Annotated in this window: 11 protein-coding genes; 7 read left to right on the plus strand and 4 right to left on the minus strand. The window is 69.1% G+C overall.

Annotated elements, in window-relative coordinates; genetic code table 11:
• Window positions 1-106: 106 nt before the first annotated feature.
• On the plus strand, window positions 107-616 hold the full coding sequence (locus ABD369_RS01970; RefSeq protein WP_344634385.1) for a hypothetical protein: 510 nt from the start codon (window positions 107-109) through the stop codon (window positions 614-616).
• A gap of 484 nt (window positions 617-1,100) precedes the next feature.
• Here the strand turns inward: ABD369_RS01970 and ABD369_RS01975 are convergent, their stop codons facing one another.
• Window positions 1,101-1,943, minus strand: a complete 843-nt coding sequence (locus ABD369_RS01975; RefSeq protein ID WP_344634386.1) for a helix-turn-helix transcriptional regulator — start codon at window positions 1,941-1,943, stop codon at window positions 1,101-1,103.
• A 102-nt stretch (window positions 1,944-2,045) separates the two neighbouring features.
• Between ABD369_RS01975 and ABD369_RS01980 the strand changes: the two genes are divergently transcribed.
• Together ABD369_RS01980 and ybiA are read left to right on the plus strand one after the other, a co-directional pair.
• Complete coding sequence (locus ABD369_RS01980) at window positions 2,046-3,503, plus strand: MFS transporter (protein WP_425557506.1); 1,458 nt, start codon at window positions 2,046-2,048, stop codon at window positions 3,501-3,503.
• 320 nt (window positions 3,504-3,823) lie between these two features.
• Window positions 3,824-4,411 carry a riboflavin biosynthesis intermediates N-glycosidase gene (gene ybiA / locus ABD369_RS01985; RefSeq protein WP_344634387.1) on the plus strand — a complete coding sequence of 196 codons (588 nt, stop codon included), beginning with the start codon at window positions 3,824-3,826 and terminating at the stop codon, window positions 4,409-4,411.
• Between the two features lie 217 nt (window positions 4,412-4,628).
• On the opposite strand, the gene ABD369_RS01990 is transcribed toward ybiA, so the two are convergent.
• Entirely contained in the window at window positions 4,629-6,011 is a 1,383-nt protein-coding gene (locus tag ABD369_RS01990) for a glycine--tRNA ligase (RefSeq protein WP_344634388.1), read from the minus strand.
• Between the two features lie 347 nt (window positions 6,012-6,358).
• Here ABD369_RS01990 and ABD369_RS01995 point away from each other — a divergent pair, with 347 nt between their 5' ends.
• From ABD369_RS01995 to ABD369_RS02010, 4 genes are all read left to right on the plus strand, one after another.
• Window positions 6,359-7,315 (plus strand): metal ABC transporter substrate-binding protein, encoded by a 957-nt coding sequence (locus ABD369_RS01995; RefSeq protein ID WP_344634389.1) that lies wholly within the window; start codon window positions 6,359-6,361, stop codon window positions 7,313-7,315.
• Window positions 7,316-7,469: 154 nt separating this feature from the next.
• Window positions 7,470-8,306 carry a metal ABC transporter ATP-binding protein gene (locus ABD369_RS02000; protein ID WP_344634390.1) on the plus strand — a complete coding sequence of 279 codons (837 nt, stop codon included), beginning with the start codon at window positions 7,470-7,472 and terminating at the stop codon, window positions 8,304-8,306.
• Window positions 8,306-9,274 carry a metal ABC transporter permease gene (locus ABD369_RS02005; protein ID WP_344634418.1) on the plus strand — a complete coding sequence of 323 codons (969 nt, stop codon included), beginning with the start codon at window positions 8,306-8,308 and terminating at the stop codon, window positions 9,272-9,274. Before ABD369_RS02000 ends, ABD369_RS02005 begins: the two co-directional genes overlap by 1 nt.
• Window positions 9,275-9,309: 35 nt before the next feature.
• Window positions 9,310-9,723 carry a Fur family transcriptional regulator gene (locus ABD369_RS02010; protein WP_344634391.1) on the plus strand — a complete coding sequence of 138 codons (414 nt, stop codon included), beginning with the start codon at window positions 9,310-9,312 and terminating at the stop codon, window positions 9,721-9,723.
• Between the two features lie 193 nt (window positions 9,724-9,916).
• Here the strand turns inward: ABD369_RS02010 and ABD369_RS02015 are convergent, their stop codons facing one another.
• Window positions 9,917-10,753, minus strand: a complete 837-nt coding sequence (locus ABD369_RS02015) for an isoprenyl transferase (RefSeq protein ID WP_344634392.1) — start codon at window positions 10,751-10,753, stop codon at window positions 9,917-9,919.
• Window positions 10,754-10,758: 5 nt separating this feature from the next.
• On the minus strand, window positions 10,759-11,505 hold the full coding sequence (gene recO, locus ABD369_RS02020; RefSeq protein WP_344634393.1) for a DNA repair protein RecO: 747 nt from the start codon (window positions 11,503-11,505) through the stop codon (window positions 10,759-10,761).
• Window positions 11,506-11,796: the final 291 nt, after the last annotated feature.

The following is an 11,796-nucleotide window of genomic DNA, read 5'->3' on the forward strand; positions in this document are numbered from 1 at the left end:
CCGATCCATGAAGTGGGCATCCGAATCAATGCTGTAGCTAGGTACACCCCCAGGACGGATGTACGCGCTACCGACATGGAGTCAGTCGTCCGCGAATCTTGGCGACATGACGAGAACAAGTCGCTCGACGTCAACCACACCTCAGTCCGGATCTGCCACCCGCCCCAATGAGGTTCTGGTCGACGGCGGTTGGGGCGAGTGCCTGGCCGACGGCGGGGGCGGTACCGCGCATGTGGGTCCGTGGTCGGTCCGGGCGAGCCCCGCCGAACGAAAGCGCGCCTCCCTGGAGGTCTACGAGTTCGGCGAGTTGCTGGATGTGATGGTGGCTTCCGCACTCGGTGACCACCAGGTGCTGCGCGGAGCCCGATGCCGGGTCGGCACCGACGGTCCGACCGGCTTCGCCTGGGGGCGGCTGCCGATCGACGGTTCACTGCCCGAAATCACCTTCACCAATGGCGGTCTGCTGGGTCGAAGCCATCGCCCGGCCCGGGTGGTCCAGCTCGCCGACGCCTTCTGGCTGGCCTGGGCCGATGGGCCGCCCTGCGGCTCGGTACAGGTACGAGTCCCGCACGACGACTCGCTGTCAGCCCGGATGCGGGCCGGGCGAACGTCATGAGCGTGCAACGGATGCTGACCGCCTGCGGAGTGGCGCTGCTGCCCTGGGCCACAGCTCTGGCCGCCCCCCTGGAGCAGGCAGGGGCTGGCCAGCGCTCGACTACCTGGAGGCTGTCGCCCTGATCACTACCGGTACGCTCCTGCGGCGGAGCAGCCCCGGCAGTCGACCGGCGGCAGCAGTGGCCGCGGCCTTGCTGCTCGGCGATGCCTGGTACGACCTCCATACAGCGGCACATGGTGGCCACCTCGCCGGTGCCGTGACGATGGCGCTCTGTGCGGAGCTGCCGCTGGCGTGGCTCTGCATCGCGCTCGCCCTTGCCGGTGCGATCCCTACCACCAGCCTTTCCTCAACTCCGTTCCATCAAAAGATGGTTGGGTCAGCAGCCAGCCACTGTCAAAGGCCGGCTGATCGGACGGCAGCCGACGAGGGCGCCGTAGGTGGAGCACCCGCCCATTGGCCCCTGCCTCATCGACTGGGGTGCGACTCAGCGCATGGCCGCGAGCTGCTCCAGACGACTGCGCGTCTCCTCGTCCTGTGGCGTGTAGGCCACCAGCCGCGTGCTCGGCCGGGGCCCGAGCCACAGGTTGGTGTACTCGAAGCGGACCAGCCCGACGTCGGGAAGCAGGAAGCGCTTGAGCCCATTGGTCTGGGCGGCCACCTCGTGCCGCTCCCAGAGCTCCTCGAACTCGGGAAACGTCCGGCGCAGACGCTGAAGAAGGTTCTTCCAGACCGGTTCCGAAGAATGCTCGGCCATAGCCGCCCGGAAGCGGGCCGTCACGGACTCCCGGGCTCCCTGGACGTCCACCAGTACCGAGGCGAAACTGGAGTCCGAGAACACCAGCCACAGCAGGTTCCGGTCCTCGAACGGCATCTCGTCGAGATCGCCCACGAGCCAGGTGTAGGCGCGGTTGTACGCCAGGATGTCGTACCGGCTGTTGAGTACCACGGCGGGCATCGGTTCGAGCTGCTCCAGCACGGCCCGCACGGAGGGAGTGATGGTCGGGCAGTCCTGGACGGGAGCCGGATCCTCCGAGCCGGCCAGGACGAAGAGGTGGGCCCGCTCGCTCCGGTCGAGTTGCAGGGCTCGGGCCACCGAGTCCAGCACCTGGGCCGAGACCTGGATGTCCCGCCCCTGCTCGAGCCACGTGTACCAGGTGACTCCTACGGCGGCGAGCTGCGCGACCTCCTCGCGGCGCAGTCCCGGGGTCCGACGGCGCCCGGTCAGCGGCAGGCCGACCTGCTCCGGCGAGATCCTCTCCCGGCGGCTGCGCAGGAAGGTCGCAAGCTCGCTCCGACGGCTGTCGGTCGGCGCGGCGATAGTTGTCATGGGACCAAGGATGCGGGAAATCGGATCCTGTTGCCAGGTACTTGTTATACCTGGATAAACGGTGTCTGGTACCAGGGTGAGCGAAGCCGGATCGTGGTACTCGTGACCCAGCAACTAGCGATTCCGCAGACCCCGGCCATACCTTCACAGTCTCAGCGCTCCGCGGCCCAGTCTGCCGCTCCCACTCTCGGGACGGCCGGTCTGGTCACCGTCCTGCTCGGTGCCTTTTTGCCGATGCTCGACTTCTTCGTCGTCAACGTCGCCCTGCCCACCATCGACCATGACCTGACCGCCGGCCCCGCAGTCCTGGAGCTCGTTGCCGCCGGATACGGCATCGCATTCGCCGTACTGCTGGTACTCGGCGGGCGGCTTGGCGACTCCTTCGGACGGCGCCGGCTCTTCATCACCGGCGCCGCGGCCTTCACCGCCGCCTCCCTGCTCTGCGGCCTCGCTCCCACCGCCTGGACACTGGTCGCCGCCCGGGCCGCCCAGGGCGCCTCGGCCGCACTGCTCCTGCCGCAGGTGCTCGCGACCATCACCGCTGCCAGCAGTGGTGCGCAGCGCGCCCGAGCCCTCAGCATCTACGGCGCGGTCGGCGGCATCGCCGTGGTGATCGGGCAGGTTCTCGGCGGAATGCTGATCGCCGCCAACCTCTTCGGCACCAGCTGGCGGGCCGTGTTCCTGCTGAACGTCCCGTTCGCGCTGCTCACCGCCGTCCTCGCGTTCCCGTACGTACCGGAGAGCCGGTCGCCGCACGCGGCCGGGGTCGACCTGCCCGGGACGGCGCTGCTGACGGCGGCACTGCTCGCGCTGTTTCTGCCACTGATGGAAGGGCGGGCGGCGGGCTGGCCGCTCTGGTCCTGGGTGCTGCTCGGCGCCTTCCCCTTCCTCACTACCGCGTTCCTTTACGTGGAGCACCGGGCGGAGCGGGCGGGTCAGGTGCCGCTGGTGCCGCTCTCCCTGCTGCGGATACCGGAGATGCGCTGGGGCCTCGGGGTCGCCGTGCCGTACTTCACAGGCTTCGGCGGGTTCATGTTCGTGGTGGCCGTCATGCTGCAGCAGGGGCTCCGGCTCGGTCCGGTAGCGGCGGGGTGGGCGCTGGTCCCCATGGCTGCCGGCTACTTCTCCGCCTCATTGAGCGGGCCACGCCTGATCGGCCGGTTCGGCAGCCGGGTGATCACGGCCGGTGCTGTGGTCCAGGGTTCGGGACTGGCCATCCTGGTCGCCCCGGTGCTGCTGGACTGGGCGCACTTCTCGCCGTGGCGGATGCTACCCGGCGTGGCGCTGGCCGGCATCGGCCAAGGCCTGATCGGGACGCCGTTGTTCCGCGTGGTCCTGTCCAAGGTCCCGGCCGAACGTGCCGGGGTCGGCAGCGGGGTACTGGCCACAACCCAGCAGTCCAGCTTGGCACTTGGAGTGGCCACTCTCGGGACGCTCTTCCTCGCCCTGTCCCCGTCCATAGGTATCGCCCACGCGCTGGCTCTGGTCCTGACCCTCCAGCTGACCGGCTCGGTGGCCATCTTCCTGCTCAGCACCCGGCTGCCCCGCACGGTCGCCTGAGACAGTCGGTCCATCCAGACGGGCAGGGCTGGACCGGCAACACAAGCGCCCTTGAGCAGACGGGCCGGAGCGGGCAGGACGGATGGGCTGACCGAACCGCAACAGGCCCAGGTGGAAGAGGCCCAGGCGAAGCGAACCCGGACGGAACAGGCTCGCCGGGGCAAGTCAGAGCTGGACAAGGTAGGGCAGAACACGCGGGGCAGAACGGGGGCGAGACATGGCAGAGCGATCCCGACGTGGTGCGACCCAACAAGGGAACGCCCGCCAGGGGAGAGGGAAAATCAGGGGCTGTCCGTCGCCCTTCGTGTCAGGATGACGATATGACGACGCACCAGCCCCAGTCCCCGGCCGACGCCCGTTCCCGCGAGGAGCTCACCGCACTCGTGGCAGCAGGCGCCCGCCCCAAGTACCTGTTCTTCTGGGGGCACCGGCCGGAGCGGGACGGCCGGAGCGGTCCGGGTTCGCTCAGCCAGTGGTGGCCGGCCAGGTTCACCGTGGACGGAGTGACATACGCGACGGCCGAGCACTGGATGATGGCGGGCAAGGCCCGGCTCTTCGGAGACGACGAGGTATTGCCGCGGGTTCTCGCCGCTCGCACGCCGGCCGAGGCGAAGAAGCTCGGGCGGCTGGTCCGCGGCTTCGACGAGCAGCGTTGGGCAGCCGAGCGGTTCGAGCTGGTGATCCAGGGCAATGTGGCCAAGTTCGGTCAGAACGAGGCCCTTCGGGAGTACCTGCTCGGTACCGCCCAGCGAGTTCTGGTGGAGGCCAGCCCGCTGGACCGGCTCTGGGGCATAGGCCTCGCCGCCGAGAACGAGCGGGCGGCCAAGCCCGCCGAGTGGCGCGGCCTCAACCTGCTTGGATTCGCCCTCATGGAGGCTCGCAGCCGCCTGGCCGAGCCGGCCTCCTGACAACTCCACAGGCCGATGTCCAACAAGCCGGCACCGAAGACGTCGACGCCCAACCTCGACGCTCAACGGCCCGCCGCCCAACCGCTCGACCCGCAGCAGGTCGAGGCCCGACACCCGCGGTGACCACAGAGCCGAAGCCATGGCCCTCAACCCCACTGGCCCCCGCGCGGAGCGAACCGCGCGGGGGCCAGTGGGTGGGAATCAGCGGCAGAACCCGTCAGCAGCCGATCAGGCGGGCCGCCAGGTAGGACTTCACCTGGTCGAGGGAGACGCGCTCCTGCGCCATGGTGTCGCGCTCGCGGATGGTGACCGCGTTGTCCTCGAGGGTGTCGAAGTCGACGGTGACGCAGAACGGCGTGCCGATCTCGTCCTGGCGGCGGTAGCGCTTGCCGATGGCGCCGGCGTCGTCGAACTCGACGTTCCAGGCCGTCCGCAGGTCGGCGGCCAGGCCGCGCGCCTTCGGCGAGAGGTCGGCGTTGCGCGACAGCGGCAGGACGGCGACCTTGACCGGAGCCAGGCGCGGGTCGAGCCGCATGCCGACGCGCTTCTCCATCTTGCCCTTGGCGTTGGGCGCCTCGTCCTCGAAGTAGGCGTCCAGCAGGAAGGCCAGCATGGCGCGGTTCAGACCGGCTGCGGGCTCGATGACGTACGGGAAGTAGCGCTCGCCGGACTCCTGGTCGAAGTACTTCAGGTCCTGGCCGGAGTGCTCGCTGTGCACCGCGAGGTCGTAGTCGGTCCGGTTGGCGACGCCCTCCAGCTCGGAGAACTCGCTGCCGCCGAAGTTGAAGCGGTACTCGATGTCCACCGTGCGCTTGGCGTAGTGGGAGAGCTTCTCCTTCGGGTGCTCGAAGTAGCGCATGTTCTCGGTGCGCAGACCCAGGTCCACGTACCAGTTCCAGCGCTGCTCAAGCCAGTACTCGTGCCACTTCTCGTCCTCGCCCGGCTTGACGAAGAACTCCATCTCCATCTGCTCGAACTCACGGGTGCGGAAGATGAAGTTGCCGGGGGTGATCTCGTTGCGGAAGCTCTTGCCGACCTGGGCGATGCCGAACGGCGGCTTCTTGCGCGAAGTGGTCTGCACCGCCTTGAAGTTGGTGAAGATGCCCTGCGCGGTCTCCGGACGCAGGTAGGCCAGGCCGCTCGCGTCCTCGGTGACACCGAGGTGCGTCTTCAGCATGCCCGAGAACTCCTTGGGCTCCGTGAAGGCGCCCTTGTTGCCGCAGTTCGGGCAGTTGATGTCGGCGAGGCCGTTGGCCGGCAGCTTGCCGTGCTTGGCCTCGTACGCCTCCTCCAGGTGGTCCGCACGGAACCGCTTGTGGCAGGAGAGGCACTCGGTCAGCGGGTCGTTGAAGGTGGCGACGTGGCCGGACGCCTCCCAGACCTCGCGGGCCAGGATCACCGATGAGTCGAGTCCGACGACGTCCTCCCGAGCGGTGACCACCGCACGCCACCACTGGCGCTTGATGTTCTCCTTGAGCTCCACGCCCAGTGGCCCGTAGTCCCAGGCGGCACGCGTACCGCCATAGATCTCGCTGCAGGGGTAGACGAAGCCACGGCGCTTGCTCAGGCTGACAATCGTGTCGATCTTGTCGGCGGCCACAGTGCTCTCTTCAGTACGACGTCAGTTCGACGGCACGGTCAAGGCGCGGCTGGTTGCGCGCACCCGAATACCTCAGGTTACCGGGCTCGTGGGTAGACGGTTCAAATCAGTATTGCGGGTCGGCCCATCCACGCCCGCACGACCAGCCTGACGCGAGCACGCCCCTCCTGTCGACGCATGCGCCCTCCTGTCGACACATTCCACTCCTGCCGACGCACGCGTCCTCTCGTCGACGTGCGCACCCTCCCGCCCGCACGCCCCACGTGACACAGCTCTCACGCAGCCATGGTTCATACGCCAATCAGGTGAGTTGACAATCATTTCCAGTAAAGATGACAATGGTTGTCATGATGCTGCGACGTCTCCCGACCACCTCGATAGCCCTGACCGCCACCGCCGTCGCGGGTGCCCTCGCCCTGACCGCCTGCGGCGGTTCGAGCAGTGCGGCGGGCAAGGGCGGCAACGGCAAGCTGAACGTGGTTGCGTCGTTCTACCCCATGGAGTTCCTCGCCGAGCAGATCGGCGGCAGTCATGTGAAGGTCACCGACCTCACCGCTGCCGGAGTCGAACCGCACGATCTCGAACTCAAGGCCAAGCAGGTCGCCTCCATTCAGAGCGCGGACCTGGTGGTCTACCTCAAGGGTCTCCAGCCCTCCGTCGACAAGGCGGTCGAGCAGGGCTCCGCCAAGCACGTGGTGGATGCCACCGCCGCCTCCCCGCTGGTCGACCACCACCTGGATGAGGGCACCCAGAGCCAGGGTGGGCACGACCACACCGACGCGGCGGGCGACCCGCACATCTGGCTCGACCCGACCCGGTACACCGCAGTCGCCAAGAGCGTCGGCGCCGAGCTGGCCAAGGCCGACCCGGACCACGCCGCCGACTACCAGAAGAACACCGACGCGCTGGTCACCAGACTGTCTGCGCTCGACCAGGAGTTCCAGGCCGGGCTGAAGGACACCAAGACCAAGACCTTCGTCACCAGCCACGCCGCCTTCGGCTACCTCGCCGACCACTACGGCCTGAACCAGATCGCCATCAACGGCGTGGACCCGGAGGCCGAGCCGACCCCGGCCCGCCTCGCCACGATCCAGAAGGCCGCCAAGGACAACGGCGTCACCACGATCTTCTTCGAGGCGCTGGTCAGCCCGGACCTGGCCAAGACCGTCGCCAAGGACCTCAACCTGAAGACCGCCGTGCTCGACCCGATCGAGGGCGTGAAGGACCCGTCCGGCAACGATTACTTCTCGATCATGCATCAGAACCTGACCAACCTTCAGGCCGCCCTCGGCGCCAAGAGCTGAGCAAACCCCGGGCCCGGCAATCCAGACCCGGCAGTCCAGGCGCGGCGATCCAGGCCCCGGCAACCCGGTCTAGGCGCCCCCAGGCGAGCCAAGCGGCACGAGCCGAGCAACACCAAGAGGCCCAAGAGGACCACGAGGACCAAGAGGACACCCCATGAGCTCTGTCATACCCGACACGGTGCCGACGGGCTCCGCCCCGTCGCGGCACCCGCTCCCCGCGGGCGCCGCGCCTGCCGCCGTCTCGCTCCGCGACGCCGTCGCCTCGCTCGAAGGCCGTCCCGTCCTGCGCGGCATCGACCTCGTGGTGCGGCCCGGCGAGGTGGTCGCACTGCTCGGCGCGAACGGCTCCGGCAAGTCGACCACCGTCAAAACCGTGATCGGCTCGGTCCCGCTGGAGCGCGGCGGACTCGAGCTCTTCGGCACGCCGTACGCCAGGTTCAAGGAGTGGCACCGGATCGGGTACGTGCCCCAGCGCACCACCGCGGCGGGTGGCGTGCCCGCGACCGTCCGCGAGGTGGTCTCCACCGGTCGGCTGCCGCAGCACCGGCTGCTGCCGTTCCGTCGCAAGGACCGGGAGGCCGTGGACCGGGCCCTGGACGCCGTCGGCATGCTGGACCGTGCCGAGGACGGGGTGGCCAACCTCTCCGGCGGCCAGCACCAACGGGTGCTGATCGCCCGCGCTCTGGTCGGCACCCCGGACCTGCTGATCATGGACGAGCCGATGGCCGGGGTGGACATGGCCAGCCAGCAGATCCTCGCCGACACCCTGCGCCGGGAGGTCGAGCGCGGCGCCGCCGTCCTGCTCGTACTGCACGAACTCGGCCCGCTGGAGCCGCTGATCGACCGGGCCGTGGTGCTCCGCGACGGCTGCGTCTCGCACGACGGCCCGCCCCCGAAGGAGGTCGGACAGCACGCCCTGCCCGGCCACGATCACGTCCACCCGCACTCGGACGACGACCACCCGAACAACACCCCGAGGCTGCTCGCATGATCGACATGCTCAACTACGACTTCATGCAGCGCGCGCTGATCGCCGCCATCCTGGTGGGCGTCACCGCGCCCGCCGTCGGTGTCTACCTGGTGCAGCGGCGGCAGGCCCTGATGGGCGACGGCATCGGCCATGTCGCGCTGACCGGTGTCGGCCTGGGTTTCCTGTTCCAGACCAGCCCGATCTGGATGGCCGTCCTGGTCTGCGTGCTCGGCGCGATCGTCATGGAACTCGTCCGCGCGCGCGGCAAGCAGCGCGGCGACATCGCCCTGGCGATGCTCTTCTACGGCGGCATGGCCTGCGGGAAGCTGCTGGTCAGCGTGAGCGCCCAGGCCGGCAGCGGCAGCCTGGAGAGCTACCTCTGGGGCTCCATCCTCACCGTCTCCCCCTCCGACCTGGGCACCATCGCGGTACTCGCAGCCGTGGTGATCGCCATCACCATCGGGCTGCGCCGCCAGCTCTTCGCGGTCTGCCAGGACGAGGAGTTCGCCCGGGTCACCGGAATTCCGGTTCGCGTCCTCAACCTGCTGCTGGCCGTGACCGCCGCCGTCACCGTGACCGTGGCCATGCGGGTGGTGGGACTGCTGCTGGTCAGCGCGCTCATGGTGGTCCCGGTGGCGGCGGCCCAACAGCTCACCCGCTCCTTCGCCGCCACCCAGGCGGCGGCCATCGCGCTCGGCATCACCGTCGCGGTGGCCGGCGTGACCGGCTCCTACCAGGCCGATGTGCCCTCGGGCCCGGCCATCGTGCTGCTCGCCATCGCGATCTTCGCGGTGTTCAGCGCGATCGCCGCACCGCTGGCCCGCCGCCGCCACCGCGCCGCCGTCGACCACGGACCCGAGGTCTGCAAGACCGCGATCCCCGGCCAGGCGACCTCGGCCCAGCAGAACACCGGCGACGACCTCCACGCCACAACTGCGAACGGAGCGCGGGAGAGCGACCCGATCGCCAGTACGGGGCTGGCACAATGAGGTGCTAGACGAACCCACCCCCAGGAGGACCCACGGTGACCACCGCAGGCCCGTCGCCGCGCGCCCGATCCACTCGGCAGCGAGCCGCCGTCTCGGCGGTCCTGGACGAGATCGAGGACTTCCGCAGCGCGCAGGAGCTGCACGACATGCTCAAGCACCGGGGCGACTCGGTCGGGCTGACCACGGTGTACCGCACCCTGCAGTCGCTGGCCGACGCCGGCGAGGTGGACGTGCTGCGCACCGCGGACGGTGAGGCGGTGTACCGCCGGTGCAGCAGCGGGCACCACCACCACCTGGTCTGCCGTGACTGCGGCGCCACCGTGGAGGTCGAGGGCCCCGCGGTCGAACGCTGGGCCAACACCGTGGCCGCCGAACACGGGTACACCGACATCGCCCACACGCTGGAGATCTTCGGACTCTGCGGGGAGTGCGCGGCCAAGAAGGCCTGAGCGGACAGTGAGGGGCCCGGGAGCAGCAGTTGCTCCCGGGCCCCTTCATGCATGTCCCGACGCCGCGTCACCGTGGTGCCGACACGGCATCACACATTCACGTATCCCCGACGCCGCGTCGCCCCCGTACCGACGCCGCGTCACACACGTTCCGACGCCGCGTCGCACGTCCCGGCACCGCGTCGCAGTCACCTCAGCGCTGCGCCGACACCTCGGCCTCAGCGGCCACCTCGTTGGGAACGGCACCGCCGAAGCGGCGGTCACGCATCGCGAACTGCTCGCAGGCGCGCCACAGGTCGCGCCGGTCGAAGTCCGGCCAGAGCACGTCCTGGAACACGAACTCGGCGTAAGCGCTCTGCCAGAGCAGGAAGTTGGAGGTGCGCTGCTCACCGCTGGGCCGCAGCAGCAGGTCCACGTCCGGCATGTCGGGGTGGTACAGGTACTTCGCGATGGTCTTCTCGGTGATCTTCCCCGGGTCGAGCTTGCCGGCTGCGACATCCCGGCCGATGGCCGCCGTGGCGTCCGCGATCTCGGCCCGGCCACCGTAGTTGACGCACATGTAGAGGGTCACGGCATCGTTGTGCTTGGTCTGCTCCTGGGCGACCTGGAGCTCCTGGACCACGCTCTTCCAGAGCCGGGGCATCCGGCCGGCCCAGCGGATCCGCACGCCCATGGAGTCGAGTTCGTCGCGGCGGCGGCGGATGACGTCCCGGTTGAAGTTCATCAGGAACTTCACCTCGTCCGGGGACCGCTTCCAGTTCTCGGTGGAGAAGGCGTACAGGGACACGTTCTTCACACCGAGCTCGATCGCGCCCTTGAGCACGTCGAGGACGACCGACTCGCCGACCTTGTGGCCCTCGGTGCGCGGCAGCCCGCGTTCCTTGGCCCAGCGGCCGTTGCCGTCCATCACGATCGCGACGTGATTGGGGACGAGCTCACCGGGGATCTTCGGAGGCTTCGCACCGCTCGGGTGCGGAGCCGGGGTCACGTACTCGCGCTGCTTACCGCCGAAGAGCCGTCGCGCTGCCATGCTGCTCACTTCTCCACGTATCTCATCGAGCGGATACCCCGCTCCAGGTGCCACTGCAGATAGGCGGCCACCAGCCCGCTGCCCTCCCGCCAGTACCGAGGCTCGCAGTTGTCCGCCGTCTGCCAGTCCCCTGACAGCAGCGCGCCGAGCAGTACCAGTGTCTCAGGGGAGGGTACGGCACTTCCAGGCACTCGGCAGTCCGCGCAGAGCACTCCGCCCGCCTGGAGCGAGAAGAACCGGTTGGGTCCGGGCAGTCCGCACTTGGCGCAGTCCGTGAAACTCGCGCCGTATCCGTTGACCGCGAGCGACCTCAACAGGAAGGCGTCCAGCACCAGGTGGGACTCGTGCAGCCCGGCGGCCAGCGTGCGCAGCCCGCCGACCAGCAACAGGTACTGCTGGACCGCCGGTTCGCCCTCGTTCTCGGCGAAACGCTCCGCCGTCTCCAGCATGGCCGTACCCGCCGTGTAGCGGCCGTAGTCGGTGACGATCGAGCCGCCGTAGGGGGCGATGGTCTCCACCTGGGTGCAGAGCGGCAGCCCGCGGCCGACCAGGTCGGCGCCCCGGCTGAAGAACTGCACGTCCACGTGGGAGAACGGTTCGAGCCGGGCACCGAACTTGGACTTGGTCTTGCGAACGCCCCGGGCCACCGCGCGCACCTTGCCGTGCTGGCGGGTGAGCAGGGTGATGATCCGGTCGGCCTCGCCCAGCTTCTGGGTGCGCAGGACCACGCCGTCGTCCCGGAAGAGGCTCATCAGCGCCCCCAGGCGTGGAAGTCGAACAGTGTGGCCATCCGACCATTCTCGCGCACTCCGCTGCCTCGACGAACGGGCAGCCGTGTGCCCGCACCCCGGTCTGCGTGGGGACACCGGCGGGTGCGGGGCAGGGCGGACCCGGAGGGGGTGTTCGGGCCCGGTCGAAGAGGAGTCGAAGAGGAACGGAGCCCCGACTAGTGCCGTGACCGCATAGGTTCGCCGGGTTGGCGGTGGCGATGCCTGAACCGGTTGGATGTAGACGGACATCCGATTCGGTGCGGGGAGGCGTGG

It is taken from the genome of Kitasatospora cystarginea, assembly GCF_039533515.1.
In the GTDB taxonomy this organism is placed as follows: Bacteria; Actinomycetota; Actinomycetes; order Streptomycetales; family Streptomycetaceae; genus Kitasatospora; species Kitasatospora cystarginea.